Raw genomic sequence first — 24,181 nt, forward strand, 5'->3', positions numbered from 1 at the left:
CATTGACCCCGTCTACTGTGCATGGGGTTGTTTTCGCGCTTTTTAGCAGGAGCTGCCCCGCGGGCCGCCGTCAGCCCTGCCGGAATCCCATCCGGAAGGCGCCCCAGTGCTTGCCGCGGATCATGATCGGCGAGGACAGGTCCTTCATCAGCACGAACTGTCCGCCGCCCATGTCGCGGCGGTAGGTCTGGAGCAGGAACGGCTTGGTGCTGCCTGCGACCTTCTTCACCGTGCGGTCGCTGAACAGGCGTCGATTGCGGCAATTGGCGTTGTTCCAGACGGGGTCCTTGCCCTGCGGCAGGCGGTAGTTCGGATTGTGGGTCGGCAGGTAGCCGCTCCGCGCCCAGGCCACGCAATAGACGATGCGCGGATCCGATTTCTGGATCGGGTCCTGGATCGCCGGCAGCACGCGGTCGGTGAACTCGACGTAGTTGGTGAGATACTGCTTCGGATCGGTGCCGGGAATTTCCCGATAGGTCTCGTCGAGCAGCTGGTCGAGCGTGATGTCGCCGCGATCGATCGCGGCTTCGAACTCGGCCGAGATCCGCTTCGCGGTGTCGACCACGATCCGGATCAGCGGCGTGTCCGACGTTTCCACGCCGCTGTCGGCGATCAGCGCGATCAGGCCTTCGGATGTGTCGAGCAGCTTGGCCACCCGCTCGTCGGCGTTCTTGAGGTCGTGCGAGGACAGGTCGACGCCCTTGGCGAGCTCGCTGAGCTCGCTGATGACGGTGTCGCAATGTCCGAGATTGGAGGTCGCCGCGCGCGTGACGCTGCCGATCTCCGCTTCCACGGATGCGAAACCCTGCTGCACGCGCGAGATGATGCCGGAGATCGCTTGCGCGCCTTCGCCCGCCGTCTTGGCGCGCTGGGAGGCATCGCTGCTCTCGCCGATCAGGCCTTCGATCTGGCCGTCGAGATCGCGCACCGTGTCGGAAATCTCGTGCGTGGCCTGGCGGGTGGCTTCGGCGAGGTTCTTCACTTCGCTTGCGACCACCGCGAAGCCGCGGCCGGCATTGCCGGCGCGGGCGGCCTCGATGGTCGCGTTCAGCGCCAGCAGATTGGTCTGCTTGGCGATCGCCTCGATCGAGCCGGACACTTTCGCCACCTGCGCCAGCGCCGAGCCGACCGCGCTGAGGCGCGCCTCGATCCGCTCCACCGCGGCGACGAGCTCGGAGATGTGGCTGACCGCGGTGTCGACGGCGCTGCGCGACTGCGCGATCTCGCCGACCGCAGCCGACGTCGTGGTTTGCACCGCCTGCGATGCATTGGCGATGTCGTGGTTGGCCGAGACCATCGTCTCGGCCGTCTTCTGCAGATGATGGAACCGTTCCGACTGGTTGGCGACGCGGTTTGCGACTTCCTGAACGTTGCCGGCAATATCAGCGAGTTCCACGCCGAGGCCGCCGATGCGGTCGGCGAGCTGATCGATCAGCCGTTCGGCGAGCGTGCGGTTGGATGCGGTGTCCATGACGGCAAGTTGTGCGGCAGACATGTCCTGGGCTTCCTCCAATCAGGGCCGTTCGCCGGCCCTCCGCGGCATTCCCATTCCAACGGCGACTTAGAGGATGATTCGCCGCCGGCGTCTTGCCTGAGCGCGCACTAGAGCTTGTAGGCGGTGCGGAATCCGCCCCAGTGCCGGCCTTGCACGCGGATCGGGACGTCGATCTCGCGCATCATCACCGTGTTTCCGTTGCCCATGTCGCGCGCATAGGTTTGGACCAGGTACGATCGCAGGTTGCGCGCGGCGGCGAGCCCCGCCGGATCGTTGAACATCCGCCGGTTGCGGCTGTTGGCCGTATTCCAGGCGACATCGCCCGGCCGCTGCGGATGCGAATAGATCTTGTTGTGCACCGGCAGGAAGCCGTTGCGGTCGACCATGGCGCAGAACGCCATGCGCTTGTCTTTTGCCAGAAAGGCTTCCTGGAACGGCGGCAGGGCGCGGTCGGCCCAATCGAGATATTTCGTGCGGTATTGCTGCGGATTGGTTCCGGCGATCTCGGCATAGTCGGTGTCGAAGAGGTCGTCGATCTTGACCTCCCCGCGCGCCACCGCCTGCTCGAAGATCTTGGTCAGCGCGTTGCCCGCCTCCATGGCGCGGGTGACGAACTCCGTGTTCTCCTCGTGGATCGACCAGAGCTTGTCCTCGATCTTTTCGCGGAGCTCGGCATTGGGGCTGGCGAACTGCGCGCGGGCGCCGGCCTTGGACTGCTCGACCACGCGCAGGCGACAGGCGCCGACGTCTTCGAGGGTGCCCTCGATCATCGCTTGCGGTGCGAGCCGGCTGGCGTCCGCGCCGCCGATCAGCACGCCGTCCATCGAGATCTCGTACACCGGCATCGCGCCGCGCGCGCTCTCGAAGTTGAGATGGCAGGGCAGCCGCTCGGTCTTGCGGCGATCGTCGTGCTCGCTCTGGCGCAGCAGCACGGCGCAACGCGACTTCAGCTTCTGTGCGAAGGTGGTGACGGCTTTGCCGGCGCTGGCGACGTTCTCGCCGTGGCTCTCGGCCGCCTTGGTCGCGGCGTCGATCTCGGCGGCGCTCTCGCCGACCGAGACGATGAACTCCGAGGCGCTCGCGGCATTGCCGGAGACTTCGCTGGTGGTGGCGTTCTGTTCGGCGACCGCCCCGTTGACGGTCTCGAACACCGGGCGGATCGCCTCGATCGCCTGCGAAATGCGGTGCACGGCATCCGCAGAGCCGGCGGCGTCGCGCTGCAGCGCGTCGATCTTCTTCGTGATCTCTTCGGTCGCGCCTTGCGTCTGCACCGCCAGCGCCTTGACCTCGGTTGCGACGACCGCAAAGCCCTTTCCCGCTGCGCCCGCGCGTGCGGCCTCGATGGTCGAATTGAGTGCGAGCAACGTCGTCTGCCGCGCGATCTGCGCGATCAGGTTGACGACGTTGCCGATGGCGGCGGAGGATTCCCGTAAGCGGTCGACATTGGCGCGGGCTTCCTGCGCCGCGGCACTGGCGGCGTCGGCGAGCTTGCCGGCCTCGCGAACCTGCGCCCCGATTCCGAGCGCAGACTGGGTGAACTTGTCGGCGGCATGGGCGAAGGTGGAGGCGGTCGATTGCGCGGCGTTGGTCCGGCCGGTCAGGGCGTCGGTGCGGTCGCGGATGGCGGCAAGCGTCGCCGCGGTCGCCTCGGCGCCGCCGGCCACCGAATTGGCGGCGCGTTCGAGCTGCCGGATCATGGCACCGAGCTCGAGTTCCAGCAGCTCCAGGATTTCCCGCGCCGAATCAGTCTCGGCCGCGGCAGCGGGCTCGGAATGGGCCGCCGGCTGCGGAGCGGCCGGGGCGGCCGCAGGCGCAGCCTGGTCCGGTAGACGCTTCCGAAATAGTCCGAACGCCATCGGCTCTCTCTTGTCGGGGAATGGTCGGACGCTATTTTCGCAGTCCGGAATGAAATCAGGGTTAACAATGCCCGATCCTTGGGCACCCGGCCGTACCCAGGGCTACCTTTAGGGTGCTACCTTAGGAGTAGGAGATCCCTTTGATTCCGGCGGGTTGGCGGCCTATAAGGCCGCGCTTCCGACGCTCCACCTTTGGCTGACGATTTCCCAAGAGACCACGCATGGCCGGACATTCCCAATTCAAGAACATCATGCACCGCAAGGGGCGGCAGGATGCCCAGAAGTCGAAGCTGTTCGGCAAGCTGGCGCGGGAAATCACGGTCGCCGCCAAGCTCGGCACGCCCGACCCGGCCATGAACCCCCGTCTGCGCGCCGCCGTGATCGCGGCGCGGCAGGAGAACATGCCGAAGGACAATATCGAGCGCGCCATCAAGAAGGCGCTCGGTAGCGACGGCGAGAATTATGACGAGATCCGTTACGAGGGGTACGGCCCCGGCGGCGTCGCCGTCATCGTCGAAGCGCTGACCGACAACCGCAACCGCGCCGCCTCCGACATCCGCTCCTTCTTCACCAAATCCGGCGGCAATCTCGGCGAAACCGGCTCGGTCTCCTTCATGTTCGATCGCACCGGCGTCATCGAATACGACCGCAGCGTCGCCTCCGACGACGCCGTGCTGGATGCCGCGATCGAGGCCGGCGCCGACGACGTCGTCTCGGGTGAGGGCGGCCACGAGATCTACGCCTCGACCGAAGGCTATCGCGACGTCGCCAAGGCGCTGGAAGCCAAGTTCGGCGAGCCGCGCAAGGCCGCGCTGATCTGGAAGCCGCAGAACACCGTGGCGGTCGACGACGAGACCGGCGAGAAGCTGCTCAAGCTGATGGATCTGCTCAACGAGCACGACGACGTTCAGAACGTCTACGCCAATTTCGAGGTGTCGGACGCGCTGATGGCGAAGATGGGCGGGTAGGGTACTCCCGTGTCCCGGACGCGCTGCAGCGTGAAACGCTGCTGCGCAGAGCCGGGACCCATCGTTCTCGGAGTCCGGACGCCTGCTCGGCCCCGGTTCAGCAGCGCAGCACTCCGTGCCGCGCTACGCCCGGGGCACGAGACCGGCTTTCCCCTGTTACTTCTGTTCTGTTTCTGTTTCGCTTCCGGCGGCCAGCCGCTATCACTGGCCCATGACTGCGCTCCCGATTCGTGGCCCCGTCCGCATCATCGGCATCGACCCCGGCCTGCGCCGCACCGGCTGGGGCGTGATCGAGGCCGAGGGCAACCGGCTGATCTACGTCGCCTGCGGCTCGGTGGAGCCGCCGGACGATTTGCCGCTGTCGAGCCGCCTGCTCGCGATCCATGAAGGGCTCGCGGCCGTTCTCTCCAGCCACCAGCCGATGGAAGCGGCGGTCGAGCAGACCTTCGTCAACAAGGACGGCGTTGCCACGCTGAAGCTCGGCCAGGCCCGTGGCGTCGCCATGCTGGCGCCCGCAATGTTCGGCATCCCGGTCGCCGAATATGCGCCGAACCAGGTCAAGAAGACCGTGGTCGGCGCCGGTCATGCCGAGAAGGCCCAGATCGCGATGATGCTGAAGATTCTGTTGCCGAAGGCCGCGCCGCCCTCAGCCGACGCCGCCGACGCGCTTGCCATCGCCATCACCCACGCCCATCACCGCCAGAGCGCAGCGCTCCGGCTGAAGGTCGTCGGGATATGATCGCTCGCTATATGTCGCCGCCGTCATGCCCGGGCTTGTCCCGGGCATCCACGATCTTTCTCGCTGAGGCCAAGGCCGTGGATGGCCGGGACGAGCCGGGCCATGACGAGAGAGAAGTGCCGGCCGCAGTCGAGGAATCGATATGATCGGCAAGCTCAAGGGCCTGATCGATTCCTACGGCGAGGATTTCGTCATCCTCGACGTCGGCGGCGTCGGCTATCAGGTGCACTGCTCCTCGCGCACGCTGCAGCATCTGCCATCGCCGGGCGAGGCCGCCGTGTTGTCGATCGAGACCTATGTCCGCGAGGACCAGATCAAGCTGTTCGGTTTCCGCACCGACCAGGAGCGCGAGTGGTTTCGCCTGCTCCAGACCGTGCAGGGCGTCGGCGCCAAGGTCGCACTGGCCGTGCTCGGCACGCTGTCGCCGGCCGATCTCGCCAATGCGATTGCGCTGCGTGACAAGGCTGCGGTGGCGCGCACGCCCGGCGTCGGCCCCAAGGTCGCCGAGCGCATCGTCACCGAACTGAAGGACAAGGCGCCGGCCTTCGCCAATGTCGACCCGGCCGTGGTGCATCTCGCCGGTGCCGTCGACGACCAGCGCGCGCCGCGGCCCGTAGCGGATGCGATCTCCGCACTGGTCAATCTCGGCTACGGCCAGCCGCAAGCGGCGGCGGCGATCGCTTCGGCCTCGCGCAGCGCCGGTGAAGGCGCCGAGACCGCGCAGCTCATCCGCCTCGGCCTGAAGGAATTGGCGAAGTGAGCGCGACAATGGTCAGTCCCGTAGGGTGGGCAAAGGCGCCCTTCGCGCCGTGCCCACCAGACATCCGATCGCTCGAAAGACGTGGGCACGCTTCGCTCTGCCCACCCTACGAGGAGTTTGCGAAGTGAGCGATCCCAAGGCCAGCCGCATGGTCTCACCCGAGCGCCGCAGCGACGATGTCGGCGACACCGCGCTGCGTCCGCAATCGCTGTCCGATTTCGTCGGCCAGGCACAGGCGCGCAAGAACCTCTCGATCTTCATCGAGGCGGCACGCAAGCGCGGCGAGGCGCTGGATCACGTGCTGTTCGTCGGCCCGCCCGGCCTCGGCAAGACCACGCTGGCTCAGATCGTCGCCAAGGAGCTCGGCGTCGGCTTTCGCGCCACCTCGGGGCCTGTCATCGCCAAGGCCGGCGATCTCGCGGCACTCCTCACCAATCTCGAAGAGCGCGACGTGCTCTTCATCGACGAGATCCATCGCCTCAGCCCGGCGGTGGAAGAGGTGCTTTATCCCGCGATGGAGGACTTTCAGCTCGACCTCATCATCGGTGAGGGGCCCGCCGCGCGCTCGGTGAAGATCGAGCTGTCGAAATTCACGCTGGTCGGTGCCACCACGCGCGCCGGCCTGCTCACCAATCCGCTGCGCGATCGCTTCGGCATTCCGGTTCGGCTCAACTTCTACACGATCGAGGAATTGGAGAGCATCGTCAGCCGTGGCGCGCGCGTGCTCAATGTCGGCATGACCGCCGACGGCGCCAACGAGATCGCGCGCCGCGCCCGCGGCACGCCTCGCATCGCCGGGCGGCTGCTCAGGCGCGTGCGCGACTTCGCCTCCGCGGCGGATGCAGACAAGATCGACCGCAAGATTGCGGACCACGCCCTGAGCGCGCTCGAGGTCGATGCCGCTGGGCTCGACGCAATGGACCGCCGCTATCTCACGACCATCGCGCTCAACTATGGCGGCGGCCCGGTCGGCGTCGAGACCATGGCCGCGGCACTGTCCGAGCCGCGCGACGCGATCGAGGATATCATCGAGCCCTATCTCATCCAGTGCGGCTATCTCCAGCGCACCCCCCGCGGCCGCCTGCTGACCTCGCACGCCTTCCGCCATCTCGGCATCGCCGAGCCCTCGCGCGCTGCGGCGGCGCAGTTCGGCCTGTTCGGGACGGACGAGAGCGACGACTGATCCGCGCAATCGCGGCGCGCTGCTCGGTCATGAATTTCTGGTGATCTCGTGCAGGCGATCTGCACGAGAACACCCCAATTCCGCTCCAATCGGACCGCATCAGGAGAGCGCATCCCGATCGAGCTTTCATGATCACGCGACGTCATTTCATCCGTTCCATCGGCGCCCTGTCCGCCCTCGGCGTCTCCACCGCGGCCTATGGCGTCGGCGTCGAGCCGGTGCTGCGGCTCCGCGTCACCCGCTATCATCCGAGGCCGCGGCAGTGGCCGGCGGATCTTTCGCTGAAGATCGCCGCCATCGCCGACATCCATGCCTGCGATCCCTGGATGTCGCTGGAGCGGATCGAAGGCATCGTCGAGCGCACCAACGCGCTGAAGCCTGATATCGTCGTGCTGCTCGGCGACTATGTCGCCGGTCTGCACCATGTCACGCGCATCATTCCGTCGAGGGAATGGGCGAGGGTGCTCGCCGGCCTCAAGGCGCCGCTCGGCGTCCACGCCGTCATGGGCAATCACGATTATTGGGACGACAGGACCGTGCAGCGCACGGGGCGCGGGCCGACGATGGCGCATCGTGCGCTCGAGGCCGCCGGCATTGCTGTCTACGAGAACGACGCGGTGCGCCTCACCAAGGACGGCCGCCCATTCTGGCTCGCCGGCTTGGGTGATCAGCTGGCCTTCCTGCCGGCGCGGCGGTTGCGCAGCATGGCGCACTTCGGCGCCGACGATCTCAACGCCACGCTCGCCAAGGTCACTGACGATGCGCCCATCATCCTGCTCGCGCACGAGCCCAACATCGCGCCGCGCGTTCCCGCGCGCGTCGCGCTGCAACTGTCCGGCCATACCCATGGCGGCCAGGTTCGCCTGCTCGGCTGGTCGCCCGCCGTCGCAAAGCAGCAGGGCATCCGGCTCGCCTACGGCCACATCAGGCTGAAATGCGATCTCATCGTCTCAGGCGGCCTCGGTTGCAGCATCATGCCGGTCCGCGTCGGCGTGCCGCCCGAGATCGTCGAGGTGACGCTGGGAAGGATAGGGCCGGTTGTGTCCTAGCTCCGCTTGCGCCGCCGGCAGTTTTTGCGCAAAAACGGGCCGGTTACCGACAAGCGAAGAGGCTCGCGACGTGACAGCTCATCTCGACGGCGAGATCCGCGACGGCCGCCATCACATGCAGGTCCGGGTCTATTACGAGGACACCGATTTTTCCGGCATCGTCTATCACGCCAATTATCTGCGCTACATGGAGCGTGGACGCACCAATCATCTGCGCTTGATGGGCGCCGAGCAGCAGGCGCTGTTCGAGCAGGCCGAGACGGAAGGCACAGGCTACGCCTTCGTGGTGCGCTCCATGCATCTGGACTTTCTCAAGCCCGCGCGGATGGACGACGTGCTCGACGTCGTGACCTGGCCTGTCGCGGTGAAGGGCGCCTCGATCATGCTGGCGCAGGAGGTGCGGCGCGGGGAAGACGTGCTGGTGAAGGCCGAGGTCCGCGTCGCCTTCATCAGCGGCGGTCGCGCCCAGCCGATCCCGAAATCGATCCGCGCGCTGATGAAGGCCGATTTGATTTCGTGATCGCCCGATAGGTTGTGGCCTATCGACTCCGTCCAATGCGGCGATAGATTGCGGCCCCGATCAACCGATGAGGCCACCATGTCGCGCCCGCCGCTTCCGCCCTTCACCCGTGAGGCCGCCGCGCAGAAAGCGCGCATGGCCGAAGATGCCTGGAATTCACGCGATCCGGTGCGCGTGTCGCTCGCCTACACCGAGGACAGCCGCTGGCGCAATCGTTCCGAGGTGTTTCAGGGGCGCGAGGCGATCGTCGCCTTCCTGACCCGCAAATGGGAGAAGGAGCAGGATTATCGCCTGATCAAGGACCTCTGGGCCTTCGACGGCAACCGCATCGCGGTGCGCTTCCAGTACGAGTGGCACGATGCGAGCGGCCAATGGTATCGCTCCTACGGCAACGAGCAGTGGGAGTTCGACGAGCATGGCCTGATGAAGCGGCGCGAGGCGTCGATCAACGACATCATGATCGCCGAGAAGGACCGCCGGTTTCACTGGGCAGCGCCGGGACCGCGGCCGGCCGATGTGCCGGGATTGGGAAGCGATCCGTTCTGAGGGTCTGCAAAACCGCGCCGCAAGCACGCTGCACCCTTGTGGGAGAGGGTGGCTCGCCGCGTAGCGGCGAGACGGGTGAGGGGTACCTCTCCGCGATTCCACTCTCACTTGAACTCGTTGAGAGAGACCCCTCATCCGGCGCTTCGCGCCACCTTCTCCCGCAAGGGGAGAAGGGAAGATTCCTTGCCGCGAGAGCTGCGGACTAAGTTGCTTCGCGCCGCGCCAGAAACCTCGTAATCGCCGCACCGAGCTTCGCGTTGTCCATCGGCTCCGCCAGCGATGCCCGTGCCGTCGCGACGACTTCGTCCGGCGCCTTGCCGTCGCGCAGATCGCAGCACACTTGCGCGAACGCGACGTCGAATTCGGGGTGCGGCTGCACGGTCAGCGTCGTGCCGTTGTCGTACAGCAGGCCGGCGTGCGGAGTGAACTCCGACGACAGGATCGTCTGCGCATCGCTTGGGGGCTCGATCACCTGGTCCTGATGCGAGGCGGCGATCGCGACCGCTTCGCCTTCGATGATCCCGTTCTCCGGCAGCACCCGATAGACGTGCCGGCCGATGCCCCAGCCCTTCTCCGACTTGCGCACGGTGCCGCCGAGCGCCTGGGCGATCAGCTGATGGCCGAAGCAGACGCCGACCATCGGCGTCTTGTTGACGTGGGCCTTGCGCACGAGATCTTCCAGCGGCGCGATCCAGTCGAGCCCGTCATAGACGCCGGCAGCCGCGCCGGTGATCAGGACGGCCTCGAGTTCGCCCGGATCGGGAAGCGCATCGCCGTTCGGGATGCTGACGACCTCGACCGTGGCGGCGGGGTCCTCGGAGCGGATCATGCGCTCGAACATCTCGGGAAATGAACCGTGGCGCTCGCGGTACTCTTGCGGGACCGCTCCGGTCTCGATGATGGTGATGCGTGCCATGTACCCTCGCGAAGACAGAGAGAATACAGCAGGCGCTGCGCGGCGTCCAAGTCAGCCGGAAAGTCAGCCGCTCGCAAAAGTCAGCCGCTCGCAACATCCTGCGCAACCTCGTCCTCGAACTCCGCCAGCGCCTTGCGCATGGTCTCGACCAGATCCAGCGCCACCGGCGACGGGCTGCGCTGTGCCGGAAAGACGGCGGAGAATTCGAAGTCGATGCGCGGCAGGAAGCGACGCGCGACCACGCCGCGGGTGGCGAATTCCCGCGCGGTGAAGGGGTCGCAGATCGCGACGCCGAGCCCTGACGACACCATGCCGCACATGATCTCCGACAACGTGGTCTCGACCCTGAGCACGCGGCGGACCTCGTGACGATTGAAGACCTGGTCGACGAGATGCCGGCTCGAAGATCCCGCCGACAGCGAGATGAAGGTCTCGCCTTCGAAATCGCGCGGCTCCAGCACTTCCTTCTCCGCGAGGCGATGACCTGTCGGCAGCACCGCGACGCGCGCCGGCGCCGGCAGTCGCAGGCTCGGCAGGCCGGAATGGGCGATCGGCACCTCGGCAAAGCCGATGTCGCATTGATTGTTCAGAACCCAGTCGACCACGATCGGCGAAATCACGCCGAAGAAGGCGAGGTTGAGGTTCGGCCGCTCCTGCAGGAAGTGCCCGGCCAGCCGCGGCAAAAAGCCGTTCGCAAGCGCCGGCAGCGCGGCGATGCGCAGCGAGCCAGTGCGGCGGCCGCGGATTTCCTCGGCTGCCGCCGTGATGCGCTCGAGGCCGACGAATGAGCGCTCGACCTCGGTGTAGAGCGCCATCGCCGCCGCGGTCGGCACCAGGCCGGTGCCGCGCCGCTCGAACAGCTCCATCTTCAACAGCGCCTGGAAGTCGCGCAGCAAGCGGCTGACCGCAGGCTGCGTCACCACCATCAGCTTCGCAGCCTCGGTGACGCTGCCGGTCAGCATCATCGCGCGGAAGGCCTCCACCTGCCGCGAATTGATCCGCGCCATCCAATTATCCAATCATAACATTTCGGCATGCAGAGGGTGCCATTATTCATTGGACGATGGAAGTATAGGTTTGCGATCTTTTTCATCAGAGCTGGAGCCAGCTCGCTTTTTCGGCAGATTGGAGGCGTTCAAACCTCCAAATCGCGCCAAAACCCGCCGAACAGGGGCCGGAGCCCTGATCTGAGGGGGATTTGCGCGGAAGGAAATGCGGAAGGCGCTCCAGCCGGATTTGTCGGCACGTCACCTCATTCCGGTATGGAGATCGGTCCACATGAAGACTTTTCGCCTTCTGACCGCGGTCAGCATCGCAGCGCTCATTGCCGCCCCGTCAGCCGCCTCGGCCCAGCAAAAGACGCTCTATATCGCCGGCTATGGCGGCTCGTTCGAGAAGACCATCCGTGACGAGGTGATTCCGGCCTTCGAGAAGGAGAACGGCGTCAAGGTCGAGTACGTCGCCGGCAACTCCACCGACACGCTGGCCAAGCTCCAGGCGCAGAAGGGCAACCAGCAGATCGACGTCGCCATCGTCGATGACGGCCCGATGTACCAGGCGATCCAGCTCGGCTTCTGCAGCAAGCTCGAGGGACTGCCGGCCGATCTCTACGATACCGCCCGCTTCAAGGACGACCGTGCGGTCGCGATCGGCATCGTCGCCACCGGCCTGATGTACAACACCAAGGTGTTCAAGGAGAAGGGGTGGGCGCCGCCGACCTCGTGGAATGATCTGAAGGACACCAAATACGCCAAGCAGCTCGTCATCCCGCCGATCAACAACACCTACGGCCTCGAGGCGCTGGTGATGCTGTCGAAGATGAACGGCGGCGGCGAGACCAACGTCGAGTCCGGCTTCAAGATCTTCAAGGAGCAGATCAATCCGAACGTGCTCGCCTACGAGCCGTCGCCGGGCAAGATGACCGAGCTGTTCCAGTCCGGCCAGGCCGTCATCGCGGTGTGGGGCACCGGCCGTGTCCAGAGCTTTGCCAATACCGGTTTCCCGGTGGACTTCGTCTACCCGAAGGAAGGCGCGGCGACGCTGCTGACCACGGCCTGTCCGATCAACAAGCCCAACGCCTCGCCGCTCGCAGCGAGCTTCGTCAAGATGCTGCTCGATCCGAAGATCCAGCTCGTGCTGCTGAAGGACTACGGTTACGGCCCGGTGCTGAAATCGCTGGTGATCCCGCCCGAACTCGGCAAGATGGCGCCGATCGGCGAGCGTGCGGCCAAGCTCTACAATCCGGACTGGACCGTCATCAACGAGAAGCGCGAGGAGTGGACCAAGCGCTGGAATCGCGAGGTCGAGCGCTGATCGGTCGCGGCGGAGACAGCGTCATGGCCTATCTCGAGCTCGATCGGGTCGCAAAGCAGTTCGGCGCGCAGACCGTGGTCGACGACTTCAGCCTGTCGGTCGGGAAGGGGGAGTTCATCTCCTTTCTCGGCCCGTCCGGCTGCGGCAAGACCACGACGCTGCAGATGATCGCGGGCTTCCTTGATCCCACGCGCGGCACCATTCGCCTCGAAGGCAAGGACCTGACCGCGATCCATCCGGCCAAGCGTGGCCTCGGCATCGTGTTCCAGAGCTACGCGCTGTTTCCGCACATGACCGCGGCGGAGAACGTCGCCTTCGGCCTCGAGATGCGTAACGTTCCGCGCAATGAGCGGGCCGAGCGCGTTCGCTCCGCGCTCGCGATGGTCGGCCTTGCCGGCTTTGAGGATCGTCATCCCCGCCGCATGTCCGGCGGCCAGCAGCAGCGCGTGGCGCTGGCGCGAGCGCTGGTGATCAAGCCGAGCGTGCTGTTGCTCGACGAGCCGCTGTCGAACCTCGACGCCAAGCTGCGCGAGGAAATGCAGATCGAGCTGCGCCAGATCCAGCGCACCGTCGGCACTACGACGATCCTGGTCACGCATGACCAGAACGAGGCGATGTCGCTGTCCGACCGCATCGTGGTGATGAGCCAGGGCAAGATCGAGCAGATCGGCACGCCGCAGGAGACCTATGAGAAGCCGGCCTCCGCCTTCGTCTCGCAGTTCCTCGGCAAGACCAACGATTTTGCCGGGACGATCGACCGCACCGCGGCGCCCGCGCAGCTGGTGGCGGGCTCCTGGAGCGCGCCGGCGCCGGTGGGCTTGAGCGGCCCCGTGACGGTCAGCATTCGCCCCGAGAGGATCGGCTTCGGCGATGCCGGTCTTGGTGCAAAGATCATCACGCGGATTTTCCAGGGCAATCACTGGCTATTCCAGTGCGAGAGCGAGTGCGGTCCGGCGATCGTGATCCGCCAGAATGACGGCAAGGCGCAACCGGCCGAAGGCGAGGCCGTTCGTCTCACCTGGCGGCCCGAGGACATGAGCGTGCGCGCGAGGACTGCCGCATGAGTATGGCCGCCGAGGAGCGCAGCGTACGCGCACCGTGGGCGCTGACGGCGCCTGCCTTGATGCTGTTCGTCGGCGTGCTCTTGATCCCGCTGGCGATGACGGTGATGCTGTCGTTCCACGATTGGGGCCAGTACAAGGGCATCGAGCCGGTCTTCATCCTCAAGAACTGGCACGAGATCGCGACCGACCCCTATTACGCCGAAATGTTCTGGCGGACGTTTCGTGTCGCGATCCTGACGACACTCCTCACTGCCCTGTTGGGCGCGCCCGAAGCCTATATCCTCAACCGCATGAGCGGCCGCTGGAAAAGCTTCTTCCTGCTGGTCATTCTCGGGCCGCTCTTGATCTCCGTGGTGGCGCGTACGCTCGGCTGGGCGCTGCTGTTCGGCGGCAACAACGGCCTCGTCAACAAGCTCCTGATGTCGCTCGGGGTGATGCGCTCCCCCATTCCCTTCATGTTCACCGAAACCGGCATGGTGATCGCGCTGGCGCATGTCATGATGCCGTTCATGGTGCTGTCGGTGTGGGCGGCGCTGCAGCGGCTCGATCCGCAGATCGAGAACGCCGCGATGTCGCTCGGCGCCGGTCCCGTCACCACCATCCGCCGCATCATCATGCCGCAGATCATGCCGGGCGTGCTGTCGGGGGCCATCATCGTGTTCTCGCTCTCGGCCAGCGCCTTTGCGACGCCCGCGATCATCGGCGGCCGCCGGCTCAAGGTTGCCGCGACGCTGGCCTATGACGAATTCCTCAACACGCTGAACTGGCCGCTCGGTGCCGCCGTCGCAACGCTGTTGCTGGCTGCACTGGTGCTGATCGTCGTCGGCAGCAACGCGCTGATCGAACGCCGCTATGCGGAGGTGTTCCGATGAGACGGAACGGCCCCCTCGCGTTGATCTTCCACACCATCTTCGTCGTCATCATGGTGGCGCCGATCCTGGTTGTCTGCCTCGTCGCCTTCACGCCCGAGGGATATTTGTCGCTGCCGACCAACGGCTTCTCGCTGCGCTGGTTCAGGACCATCGCGAACTATCCCGAATTCATCCACGCCTTCTGGGTCAGTCTCGGGCTCGGTGCGCTGTCCTCCTTGGTGGCGCTGTTGTTCGCGGTCCCCGCAGCGCTCGCGATCGCGCGCTATCGCTTCCGCGGCCGCGATGCGCTGGCGGCGCTGTTCCTGTCGCCGCTGATGATCCCGCATGTCGTGCTCGGCATCGCGTTTCTGCGCTTCTTCACCTCGGCCGGCCTTGGCGGCAGCTTTGCCGCGCTGATCATCGCCCATGTCATCATCGTGTTTCCGTTCGCGCTGCGGTTGACGCTCGCGGCGGCGACGGGGATGGACCGCACGGTCGAGATGGCCGCGGTCTCGCTCGGCGCCGGCGGCTGGACCCTGTTCCGCCGCGTGACGTTGCCGCTGATCCTGCCCGGCGTCATCAGTGGTTGGGCACTGGCCTTCATCCAGTCCTTCGACGATCTCACCATGACCGTCTTCCTCGCCGCGCCCGGCACCGAGACATTGCCGGTGCGCATGTTCCTTTACATCCAGGACAACATCGATCCGCTGGTCACGTCGGTCTCGGCCTGCGTGATCGCGATCACCATGACCGCCCTGATTCTGCTCGACCGCTTCTACGGGCTCGACCGCGTGCTCGCCGGTAAGGGCGATACGGGGCGATAGGAGAACCTATGCGAACGGACTACGACGTCGCCGTCGTCGGCGGCGGACTGCTCGGCTCCGCCATTGCCTGGGGCCTCGGCCGGCTCGGCAAGACGGTCGCCGTGCTCGACGAAGGCGACATCACCAAGCGCGCCTCGCGCGCGAACTTCGCGCTGGTCTGGGTGCAGAGCAAGGGGCTCGGCATGCCCGCCTATACGGTGTGGACCGTGCGGGCGTCGCAGGCCTGGGGCCGGCTGGCGTCCGAACTGAAGCAGCAGACCGGGCTCGACGTCTGCCTCCAGCAGAATGGCGGCTTTCACCTCACCCTCGGCGAGGACGAATTCGGCCAGCGCACCGAGCTGGTCGCGCGCATGCACAACCAGACGGGCGCGGCCGACTACAAGATGGAGATGCTCTCGGCGTCCGAGGTGAAGAAGTCGCTGCCGCTGATCGGCCCCGAGGTCTCCGGCGGCAGCTATTGTCCCCTTGATGGACATGTGAACTCGCTGCGCACGTTTCGCGCCTTCCACACCGGCTTCAAGGCGTTCGGCATCGACTATCTGCCGGAGCGGCCGGTCTCCGCGATCGGCAAGAGCGGCAACGAATTCCGCCTGACCACGCCGAAGGGCGAGCTGCGCGCCGCCAAGGTGGTGCTGGCCGCCGGCAACGCCAACCAGACTCTGGCGCCGATGGTCGGCCTCCATGCCCCGATGGGCCCGACCCGCGGCCAGATCGTGGTGACCGAGCGCACCATGCCGTTCCTGCCGCACCCGCTGACGACGATCCGCCAGACCGACGAAGGCACGGTGATGATCGGCGACAGCAAGGAGGACGAGCTCGACGACCGCGCGCTGAAGCATTCGATCAGCGCGGTGATGACCGATCGCGCCCAGCGCATGTTCCCGCACCTGTCGCGCCTCAACGTGGTCAGGAGCTGGGCCGGCATCCGCGTGATGCCGCAGGACGGCTTTCCAATCTACGACCAGTCGAAGACGCATCCCGGCGCCTTCGTCGCCTGCTGCCATTCCGGCGTGACGCTCGCCTCCAACCACGCTTTCGAGATCGCGCGCATGGTGGTGCAGGGCGCGCTCGAGCCCGAGCTGGTCGGCGCGTTCTCGGGCAGCCGTTTTGGCGGTGCGGGCGCGGCGAACAACAGCGGCTACTAGAGATTCCCAGGAAGGAGCCACGAGGCATCCCCATGTTCAAGAGATCGGAACAGGACAAGCGTCCACCGGTGCAGATCTTCGTCGACGGCGTTGCGGTCGCGGCGCGGCAGGGCGACACGGTGTCCGCCGCGCTGCTGGCCTCCGGCGTCGACGCACGCCGCTCCACCGCGGTGAGCGGCGCACCGCGTCTGCCCTATTGCATGATGGGCGTGTGCTTCGACTGCCTCGTCACCATCGACGGCGTCGGCAACCGTCAGGGCTGCCTGGTGCCCGTGGCCGAAGGCATGCAAATCGAGATCCAGAAGGGCAAGCGGGAGATCGGAAGATGAGTGTGGCTCCCAGGCGCGAGGACTATGACGTCGTGGTGATCGGCGCCGGGCCCGCCGGCCTTGCTGCTGCCGCGACCTCGGCCGAGGCCGGCCTCTCGACGCTGCTGCTCGACGAGAACATGGGTCCCGGCGGCCAGGTCTTTCGCGCCATTGCATCCACGCCCGTGACCGACCGCAACCAGCTCGGCGCTGACTATTGGGTCGGTGCCGATCTCGTGCAGGCGCTGCGCGCGAGCAGCGCCGAGGTGATTCACCGTGCCATCGTCTGGAGCCTCGATCGCAACCTCGATATCGCCGTCTCGGTCGGCGGCGCATCCGCCTTCGTCAAGGCGAAGCGCGTGATCCTGGCGACCGGCGCGCTGGAGCGGCCGTTTCCGATTCCCGGCTGGACGCTGCCGGGCGTGATGACCGCGGGCGCCGCGCAGACCATGCTGAAGTCCTCGGCGCTGGTGCCCGACGGCCGCACGGTAATCGCCGGGCAGGGCCCGCTGCTCTGGCTACTCGCCGCGCAGATCCTGCGGCTCGGAGGCCGCATCGACCGCATCCTCGACACTACCGAGCGCAGCAACTATTTCGCGGCGCTTCCGCATGCCTTTGCCTTCCTGAGCTCGCCCTATTTCGCCAAGGGCCTCGCCATGATGCGCGAGGTCAAGGCGAAGGTGCAGGTTGTCTCCGGCATCACCGAGCTCTCGGCATCCGGTGAGAGCCAGCTTGCCAGCGTCAGCTATGTCGCGGGCAGCAAGCGCGAAACCATTCCCGCCGATCTGCTGCTGCTGCATCAAGGCGTCGTGCCCAACGTCAATCTGGCGATGGCAGCTGGCGTCGAGCATCGCTGGGACGACCTGCAGCTGTGCTGGTCGCCGGTGCTCGATGCGAGCGGCAGCTCGTCGGTCGTCGGCATCGCGATCGCCGGCGACGGTGCCGGCATCGGCGGCGCGAGCGCCGCCGTGGTGCGCGGCCGGATCGCGGCGCGCGCGGCCGTGGAGGCCTTGTCGCCCGCGGCTGCGGCGAAGCTCCCAGCGATGGCAACGCTTCGCGCCGATCTCGCCAGGGCCGAGCGCGGCCGCATCTTCCTCGACACGCTGTTCCGTCCGGCGCCGCAGTTCCGGATTCCCTCGGGCGACACCATCGTCTGCCGCTGTGAGGAGGTCACCGCAAAGGACGTTCTCGATTCCGTCGCGATCGGCGCGACCGGGCCGAACCAGCTCAAGGCCTATCGCCGCACCGGCATGGGCCCGTGCCAGGGGCGGCTCTGCGGCCTCACCGTCACCGAGTTGATGGCGCAGGCGCGCGGGAAGACGCCGCAGGAGATCGGCTATTACCGGCTGCGCGCGCCGGTGAAGCCGATCACGCTCGCCGAGCTCGCCGCCGTTCCCAAGAGCGAGGCGGACGTCAAGGCCGTGGTTCGCGGATGACCCAAAACGTGGATGCGATCGTCGTCGGCGGCGGCATCCACGGATGCTCGACTGCGCTGCATCTGTGCCTCGCCGGCATGAAGCCGGTGCTGATCGAGAAGGACTATGCCGGCCGCCACGCTTCGGGCGTCAATGCCGGCGGCGTTCGCCAGCTGGCACGGCACATCCCCGAGATTCCGCTCTCGATCCGTTCGATGGGAATCTGGGAGAAGATCGCAGATCTCGTCGACGACGATTGCAGCTTCGAAAGCTACGGCCAGGTGCTGGTCGCGGAAAACGAGGAGGAGCTGGCGGCCTGCCGCGCCCGCGTCGCCGAGCTCAATGCGCTGGGCTTCACGCACGAGGAACTGATCGGCGCTGCTGAACTGCGTCGTCTGGTGCCTGCGGTTGCCGAGACCTGCCCCGGCGGAATCGTGTCGCGCCGTGACGGCGCCGCCAATCCGGCGCAGACCACGACCGCATTCCGCCGCAAGGCCGAGCGGCTGGGCGCGACCGTGCGCGAGGGTGTCGCGGCCGGCAACATCCGGCACCGTGACGGACTCTGGCATGTCGATGTCGGTCCTGAAACCTTCGCCGCGCCGGTGCTGGTCAATGCCGCCGGCGCCTGGGCGGGCAAGATCGCCGCCGATCTCGGCGAGCCCGTTCCGGTCGAGACCGTCGCGCCGATGCTGATGATCACCTCCCGCGTGCCGCACTTCATCGATCCCGTCGTGATCCTGCGCGGGCGCAAGCTTTCGTTCAAGCAGTTCAAGAACGGCACCGTGCTGATCGGCGGCGGCCATCTGGCGAGGCCGTATCAGGACCGCAACGAGACGGTGCTCGACTGGAAGAGCCTCGCGACCAGCGCGCAGACCGTGTTCGAGCTGTTTCCGGTGATGCGCAGCGCCTCGATCGTCCGCGCCTGGGCCGGCATCGAGGCGAAGATGAAGGACGATATTCCCGTGTTCGGTCCGAGCAGCCGTCATAAGGGCCTCTACCACCAGTTCGGCTTCTCGCTGCACGGCTTCCAGCTCGGCCCCGGCGCCGGCGCCGTGATGGCCGAGCTGATCGTCAACGGCGGCACCCAGACCCGGATCAGCGATCTCGGCATCGACCGCTTCCATCCTTCCACGCTCCAGGGATGAGATGTTGTCGAATCCGATCGGTTGCTCCGAACTCGCTCCACCTCTCCCGCTTGCGGGAGAGGTCGGCGCGAAGCGCCGGGTGAGGGCTTCCTCCTCTCGGGGAGTGCCCCATTGTGGCGACACCCTCTCCCCGACCCTCTCCCGCAAGCGGGAGAGGGGGCTCACCGGCTTCGCCAATTCAGACCTACTGAATATCGTCACGCTCTAGCATCAAGAGGACATCATGAGCATCACCCGCAGCATCCGCACGCCCATCATGCACCGCGCCGTCGAGGCCAATGGCTTCGTCTTCCTCGGCGGCACCATCGCCGACGACACCTCGGTCTCGATGGGCGAGCAGACCCGCAATATCCTCGGCAAAATCGCCGGCTATCTGAAGGAGGCGGGCACCGACAAGTCTCGCGTCGTCAGCGCCTCGATCTTCGTCACCGATCTCTCCAAGAAGAAGGAGATGGATGCGGCCTGGACAGAGTTCTTCGGCGACAATCTGCCGACCCGGGCCACCGTCGGCGTCGCCGATCTCGGCGGCGGCGCGCTGATCGAGGTCGTGGTCACCGCGCTGAAGGGCTGATCGCGCTTGCCAAAGGGGACGACAGCGCCTCTCACGCTGTCGCCTCCTCGCGCCGTGCCTTGATATCGCCCTTCAAAGGGAATATCTGGAGGGCTCTCAAACAGGAAATTCGCAGCCATGGATTCGACCCCGACCGCAAAGCCCATCCGCCTTGCCCACGGGGATTTCCATGCCAGCCTCCATCATCCTGTCGAACCTGTCGCTGGCCACGCCTGACGGCCGTTCTCTTGTCTCCAATCTCGATCTGACATTCGCGGCCGAGCGGACCGGTCTCGTCGGCCGCAACGGCGTCGGGAAGACGACGCTGCTTGCGTCGATCTCAGGGGAGCATCTTCCTCATTCCGGACGCGTTCTGGTCAATGGCAGCATTGGCTTGCTGCGCCAGGATGCGCAATGGCCCGCAGGGGCGAGCGTGGCCGATCTGTTCGGCGTCGGGCCGGCGCTCGAGCTGATGCGCCGTGCCGAGCGGGGCGACGCGTCGATCGACGATCTCGCCGCGATCGACTGGACGCTCGAAGCTCGGCTGGCGGCCGCGCTGGCGCGCCTCGGCTTCGATCTGTCTCCCGATACGGAGCTGTCGCGTCTGTCCGGCGGTCAGATCACGAGGGTCCGGCTCGCAGCCTTGGTCTTCGCCGAACCGGACTTCCTGCTGCTGGACGAGCCCACCAACAATCTCGACTGGGCCGGACGCGAGGCCCTGACCGGTCTCCTGGCCGCGTGGCGCGGCGGTGCGATCGTGGTCAGCCATGATCGGAGCCTGCTCGAGACCATGGATGCGATCGTCGAGCTGACGTCGCTTGGCGCCACGCGATATGGCGGCAATTGGAGCAGGTTTCGCGAACAGAATGCCGTCGAGCTTGCTGCGGTCAGGCACGATCTCGCGCAGGCCGAGAAGCGCCTGTCCGAGATCGACGGGAACGCGCAGCAGGCGGCGGAGAGGAAAGCGCGCAAGGACAGCGGCGGCCGAAAGAAGCGCGCCAAGGGCGACATGCCGCGCATCCTGGCCGGCGCGCGGAAGGATCGCAGCGAGGATAGTGGCGGCAAGACCGCGCAGATCGCCGAGCGGCAGCGCGCGGAAGCGCTCGAGGCCGCCGCCGCGGCGCGCCGGCGCATCGAGATTCTTCAGCCGCTCTCCGTCAAGCTGCCTGCGACCGGCCTGCCGGCGGGCAGGGAGGTGCTTTGGCTCGAGGGCGTCAGCGCCGGCTACCGACCTGAGCGGCCGGTCCTGCGCGGTCTCTCGTTCGCCGTCGTCGGACCGGAGCGTGTCGCGCTGGTCGGGCCCAACGGCTCCGGCAAGACGACGGTGCTGAAACTCATCGCGGGCGAGCTGCGTCCGCTCTCGGGGATCGTGCGGGTCAGGCCGGATTTCGCGCTGTTCGATCAGAAAGTCAGTCTGCTCGACCCGGGGCTCTCCATTCTGGATAATTTTCGCCGTCTCAATCCGAAGGCAGGTGCGAACGAGTGCCACGCCGCACTGGCCCGGTTCATGTTCCGCGCCGATGCCGCCTTGCAGGTCGTCGGAAGTTTGAGTGGCGGGCAGATGTTTCGTGCGGGCCTGGCCTGCGTGCTCGGCGGGCCGAGCCCGCCGTCGCTGCTGATCCTGGACGAGCCGACCAATCATCTCGACCTCGAATCCATCGAAGCCGTGGAAGCGGGCTTGCAGGCCTACGATGGCGCGCTGCTCGTCGTCAGTCATGACGAAGCGTTCCTGCAGGCGATCGCGATCACACGACGGATCGAAGTCGCCGCCAGGGCGCTGCCCATCGATGGCGGGATCGTCTGATCCCGCCGGAGCGCGGTCTGGATTTGGTAGGATTCTCAAAAACCCGACGCCCTGCCCCCAGCGCGTCGGGTGGAAAAAATGAGTATCAATCCGTGATCTCAATGCGATTGTTGTGACGCGTGCCGCACCAATTTTCTACTCCGGGAAACTACCGCGTGGGAACCGGTCGTCTTCGCTAGAGCAGCGTCGCCGGGCGATCGCGATCAGCACCTGGCGCGTAGAGAATCCGGTACCGGGGCTGGTGCCGGCGGCCGCTGGCTGGCTGGATCGCGACTTGTGTCATAGAGTGGCCCCGGGACGCATTCTTGCAGGATCTGGATCTTGCATGACCTGCACGATGTGATGGCCGCCGAAGAAGTGACAATCACATTCTTGCCTGTTTGCACGATGATCGATCGCTGCACCGCAATTGGGGGGAACATGGCGACTGCACCCGACTTCGACCGGCAAGCGCAGGGCTATTTTCCGCGGTGGAAACTCAAGACCTCGGGCGTGATCATGCCGGAGGAGCGGCTGGCCTGGGGGCAGACCATTGTCTCCGGTCTCCAGCATTGCGTCGCGATGTCCGGCGCCACGATCATCGCCCCGCTGCTGATGGGATTCGATCCCAATGTTGCGGTGCTGTTCTCGGGCATCGGCACGCTGATCTTCTTCGTCATCGTCGCAGGGCGCGTGCCGAGCTATCTCGGCTCGAGCTTCGCGTTCATCGCCGTCGTCATCGCCGCCACCGGCTATGCCGGGCAGGGGCCGAATCCCAATATTTCGGTCGCGCTCGGCGGCATCATCGGCGCCGGCGTGCTGTACGGGGTGATCGCGCTGATCGTGATGTGGTCGGGCGTCGGCTGGATCGAGCGCTTGATGCCGCCGGCCGTCACGGGCGCGGTGGTCGCCGCCATCGGCCTCAATCTCGCGCCCGTTGCGGTCAAGTCGGTGAGCGCCAGCGCCTTCGACACGGCAATCGGGCTCGCGACCGTTCTGATCATCGGCGTGGTGGCCGTTGCAGCTCCAGGCCTTTGGCGAAGGCTGCCGATCATCCTCGGCGCGATCGGCGGATATGTCTTATATCTGCTGTTCGCGAACGGGCTCGGCTTCGGCAAGCCGATCGACTTCACCCAGCTTTCGGCCGCACCCTGGCTCGGCCTGCCGAACTTCACCGCGCCGACGTTCCAGGCCGATGCCATCTTCTTGATCGCGCCGGTGGCGATCATCCTCGTCGCCGAGAACCTCGGCCACATCAAGGCCGTCGGCGCCATGACGGGCCGCAGTCTCGATGCCTATCTCGGCCGCGCCCTGTTCGCCGACAGCCTCGCGACGATCGTCGCCGCCTCCGGCGGCGGCACCGGCGTCACCACCTATGCCGAGAATATCGGCGTCATGGCGGCGACGAAGGTCTATTCGACCTTGCTGTTCGCCTTCGCGGCCCTCGTGTCTATCCTGCTCGGCTTCTCGCCGAAATTCGGCGCGCTGATCCTGTCGATCCCGGGTCCCGTCATCGGCGGCCTCTCGATCGTGCTGTTCGGACTGATCGCGGCGATGGCGGGCCGGATCTGGGTCGAGAACAAGGTCGACTTTGCAAATCCTGCAAACCTGATCACCGTTGCCGTGGCATTGATCGCGGGCGCGGGCGATCTCACGCTCAAATTCGGCGCGTTCACGATCGGCGGAATCGGCACCGCAACCTTCGGCGCCATCATCCTCTACCAGATCCTGACTTCGCCACTCGCGCGCCGTGCGGAATGAAATGCGCGGTAGGGATGGAACAAAAAGCGCCTCCCGTCGATGATGAGGCATTCCGGAGAGAACCCATGCCGCAACCCGATCGCTCGACTTCGTTTCCCTCGCGCCTTGTCGGCCAATATGCGCTGGTGACCGGCGCCTCACAGGGCATCGGCCGCGCCGTTGCCGTCAGGTTCGCGCAGGAAGGTGCGACCGTGGCCATCAACTATTTCGAGAACGACGAGCGGGCGGAGGAGACGCTCGCGCTCGCGCGAGCAGCGTCGAGCGACCGCGGCCACGGCGAGCCCGATCACTGCATCGTCAAGGCCAATGTCGGCGACGAGCGGGACATTGCTGCGATGTTCGAGGCGATCTTTTCGCGCTGGAAGCGTCTGGATTGTCTCGTCAACAACGCCGGCTTTCAGCAGGAATCGCCGAGCGAGGCGCTCGACGTCGAAACCTATCGCCGCATCATCGACGTCAATCTGAACGGCGCCGTGCTCTGCGCGCAGAAGGCACTTGCGCATTTCGCCAAGCGCGGCGGCGGCGGCAGCATCATCAACTGCTCCAGCGTGCACCAGATCATTCCGAAGCCCTTCTATCTCGCTTATTCGATCAGCAAGGGCGGCATGGCCAATTTGACGCGCACGCTGGCGCTCGAGTTTGCCGGCCGCGGCATCCGCGTCAATGCCGTCGGCCCCGGCGCGATCGATACGCCGATCAATGCGGCCTGGACCGGCGACCCCGATAAGCGCGGCGTGGTCACCAGCCACATCCCCATGGGCCGCGTCGGCACGCCGGAGGAGATCGCCGCCGTTTTTGCCTTCCTCGCCTCGGACGATGCGAGCTACATCACCGGACAGACCCTCTATGCGTGCGGAGGCCTGACACTATTCCCCGAATTCCGGGATAATTGGGCAAGCTGAACGTCGGCTTCGAACGATCCGGGATGGTGATCGGGACCGGATAGAGGTCTGCGGCGCCATGTGCTATCGACCGTCGACGGCGCCACCG

The 24,181-nt window shown here is 66.2% G+C and carries 23 protein-coding genes; 19 read left to right on the plus strand and 4 right to left on the minus strand.

What is annotated here, in order from left to right; genetic code table 11:
• Window positions 1-70 precede the first annotated feature (70 nt).
• Both DCM79_RS24355 and DCM79_RS24360 read right to left on the minus strand, forming a co-directional pair.
• The gene (locus DCM79_RS24355) at window positions 71-1,495 is read right to left on the minus strand and encodes a methyl-accepting chemotaxis protein (RefSeq protein ID WP_257176696.1); all 1,425 of its coding nucleotides are present in this window, start codon (window positions 1,493-1,495) and stop codon (window positions 71-73) included.
• 107 nt (window positions 1,496-1,602) lie between these two features.
• Window positions 1,603-3,351: a methyl-accepting chemotaxis protein gene (locus DCM79_RS24360; RefSeq protein ID WP_257176697.1), complete on the minus strand. Its 1,749-nt coding sequence runs from the start codon at window positions 3,349-3,351 to the stop codon at window positions 1,603-1,605.
• A 221-nt stretch (window positions 3,352-3,572) separates the two neighbouring features.
• Between DCM79_RS24360 and DCM79_RS24365 the strand changes: the two genes are divergently transcribed.
• The 7 genes from DCM79_RS24365 (at window position 3,573) to DCM79_RS24395 (ending at window position 9,116) form a co-directional block, all read left to right on the plus strand.
• Window positions 3,573-4,319, plus strand: a complete 747-nt coding sequence (locus DCM79_RS24365; protein ID WP_028138448.1) for a YebC/PmpR family DNA-binding transcriptional regulator — start codon at window positions 3,573-3,575, stop codon at window positions 4,317-4,319.
• A 211-nt stretch (window positions 4,320-4,530) separates the two neighbouring features.
• The gene (gene ruvC / locus DCM79_RS24370) at window positions 4,531-5,058 is read left to right on the plus strand and encodes a crossover junction endodeoxyribonuclease RuvC (RefSeq protein ID WP_257176698.1); all 528 of its coding nucleotides are present in this window, start codon (window positions 4,531-4,533) and stop codon (window positions 5,056-5,058) included.
• 142 nt (window positions 5,059-5,200) lie between these two features.
• Entirely contained in the window at window positions 5,201-5,818 is a 618-nt protein-coding gene (ruvA, locus tag DCM79_RS24375; protein ID WP_035998377.1) for a Holliday junction branch migration protein RuvA, read from the plus strand.
• Between the two features lie 148 nt (window positions 5,819-5,966).
• Window positions 5,967-7,001, plus strand: coding sequence for a Holliday junction branch migration DNA helicase RuvB (gene ruvB / locus DCM79_RS24380; protein WP_257180836.1), 1,035 nt, complete (start codon window positions 5,967-5,969; stop codon window positions 6,999-7,001).
• Between the two features lie 128 nt (window positions 7,002-7,129).
• On the plus strand, window positions 7,130-8,050 hold the full coding sequence (locus DCM79_RS24385) for a metallophosphoesterase (protein WP_257176699.1): 921 nt from the start codon (window positions 7,130-7,132) through the stop codon (window positions 8,048-8,050).
• Between the two features lie 70 nt (window positions 8,051-8,120).
• Window positions 8,121-8,570, plus strand: coding sequence for a tol-pal system-associated acyl-CoA thioesterase (ybgC, locus tag DCM79_RS24390; protein WP_257176700.1), 450 nt, complete (start codon window positions 8,121-8,123; stop codon window positions 8,568-8,570).
• Window positions 8,571-8,648: 78 nt separating this feature from the next.
• On the plus strand, window positions 8,649-9,116 hold the full coding sequence (locus tag DCM79_RS24395; RefSeq protein ID WP_257176701.1) for a nuclear transport factor 2 family protein: 468 nt from the start codon (window positions 8,649-8,651) through the stop codon (window positions 9,114-9,116).
• A 202-nt stretch (window positions 9,117-9,318) separates the two neighbouring features.
• Here the strand turns inward: DCM79_RS24395 and DCM79_RS24400 are convergent, their stop codons facing one another.
• On the minus strand, window positions 9,319-10,032 hold the full coding sequence (locus DCM79_RS24400; protein WP_257176702.1) for a type 1 glutamine amidotransferase: 714 nt from the start codon (window positions 10,030-10,032) through the stop codon (window positions 9,319-9,321).
• Window positions 10,033-10,112: 80 nt separating this feature from the next.
• The gene (locus DCM79_RS24405) at window positions 10,113-11,039 is read right to left on the minus strand and encodes a LysR substrate-binding domain-containing protein (protein ID WP_257176703.1); all 927 of its coding nucleotides are present in this window, start codon (window positions 11,037-11,039) and stop codon (window positions 10,113-10,115) included.
• A gap of 271 nt (window positions 11,040-11,310) precedes the next feature.
• Between DCM79_RS24405 and DCM79_RS24410 the strand changes: the two genes are divergently transcribed.
• The 12 genes from DCM79_RS24410 (at window position 11,311) to DCM79_RS24465 (ending at window position 24,093) form a co-directional block, all read left to right on the plus strand.
• On the plus strand, window positions 11,311-12,345 hold the full coding sequence (locus DCM79_RS24410; protein WP_257176704.1) for an ABC transporter substrate-binding protein: 1,035 nt from the start codon (window positions 11,311-11,313) through the stop codon (window positions 12,343-12,345).
• Between the two features lie 23 nt (window positions 12,346-12,368).
• Entirely contained in the window at window positions 12,369-13,409 is a 1,041-nt protein-coding gene (locus DCM79_RS24415) for an ABC transporter ATP-binding protein (RefSeq protein WP_257176705.1), read from the plus strand.
• Window positions 13,406-14,281, plus strand: coding sequence for an ABC transporter permease (locus DCM79_RS24420; protein ID WP_257176706.1), 876 nt, complete (start codon window positions 13,406-13,408; stop codon window positions 14,279-14,281). The genes DCM79_RS24415 and DCM79_RS24420 overlap by 4 nt, the downstream gene beginning before the upstream one ends.
• On the plus strand, window positions 14,278-15,084 hold the full coding sequence (locus DCM79_RS24425) for an ABC transporter permease (protein WP_257176707.1): 807 nt from the start codon (window positions 14,278-14,280) through the stop codon (window positions 15,082-15,084). Before DCM79_RS24420 ends, DCM79_RS24425 begins: the two co-directional genes overlap by 4 nt.
• 8 nt (window positions 15,085-15,092) lie before the next feature.
• Window positions 15,093-16,229 carry an FAD-binding oxidoreductase gene (locus tag DCM79_RS24430; protein ID WP_257176708.1) on the plus strand — a complete coding sequence of 379 codons (1,137 nt, stop codon included), beginning with the start codon at window positions 15,093-15,095 and terminating at the stop codon, window positions 16,227-16,229.
• Window positions 16,230-16,261: 32 nt separating this feature from the next.
• Window positions 16,262-16,558 carry a (2Fe-2S)-binding protein gene (locus DCM79_RS24435; protein ID WP_257176709.1) on the plus strand — a complete coding sequence of 99 codons (297 nt, stop codon included), beginning with the start codon at window positions 16,262-16,264 and terminating at the stop codon, window positions 16,556-16,558.
• The gene (locus tag DCM79_RS24440; protein WP_257176710.1) at window positions 16,555-17,973 is read left to right on the plus strand and encodes an FAD-dependent oxidoreductase; all 1,419 of its coding nucleotides are present in this window, start codon (window positions 16,555-16,557) and stop codon (window positions 17,971-17,973) included. The genes DCM79_RS24435 and DCM79_RS24440 overlap by 4 nt, the downstream gene beginning before the upstream one ends.
• Window positions 17,970-19,097 carry an FAD-binding oxidoreductase gene (locus DCM79_RS24445; protein ID WP_257176711.1) on the plus strand — a complete coding sequence of 376 codons (1,128 nt, stop codon included), beginning with the start codon at window positions 17,970-17,972 and terminating at the stop codon, window positions 19,095-19,097. Before DCM79_RS24440 ends, DCM79_RS24445 begins: the two co-directional genes overlap by 4 nt.
• Window positions 19,098-19,320: 223 nt before the next feature.
• Window positions 19,321-19,668, plus strand: coding sequence for a RidA family protein (locus DCM79_RS24450; protein WP_028138431.1), 348 nt, complete (start codon window positions 19,321-19,323; stop codon window positions 19,666-19,668).
• Window positions 19,669-19,837: 169 nt separating this feature from the next.
• Window positions 19,838-21,451: an ABC-F family ATP-binding cassette domain-containing protein gene (locus DCM79_RS24455; protein WP_257176712.1), complete on the plus strand. Its 1,614-nt coding sequence runs from the start codon at window positions 19,838-19,840 to the stop codon at window positions 21,449-21,451.
• A 420-nt stretch (window positions 21,452-21,871) separates the two neighbouring features.
• Window positions 21,872-23,191, plus strand: a complete 1,320-nt coding sequence (locus tag DCM79_RS24460; RefSeq protein ID WP_257176713.1) for a solute carrier family 23 protein — start codon at window positions 21,872-21,874, stop codon at window positions 23,189-23,191.
• A 65-nt stretch (window positions 23,192-23,256) separates the two neighbouring features.
• On the plus strand, window positions 23,257-24,093 hold the full coding sequence (locus tag DCM79_RS24465) for an SDR family oxidoreductase (protein WP_257176714.1): 837 nt from the start codon (window positions 23,257-23,259) through the stop codon (window positions 24,091-24,093).
• The last annotated feature ends 88 nt before the right edge of the window (window positions 24,094-24,181 follow it).

The organism is Bradyrhizobium sp. WBOS07 (assembly GCF_024585165.1).
Lineage (GTDB): Bacteria > Pseudomonadota > Alphaproteobacteria > Rhizobiales > Xanthobacteraceae > Bradyrhizobium > Bradyrhizobium japonicum_B.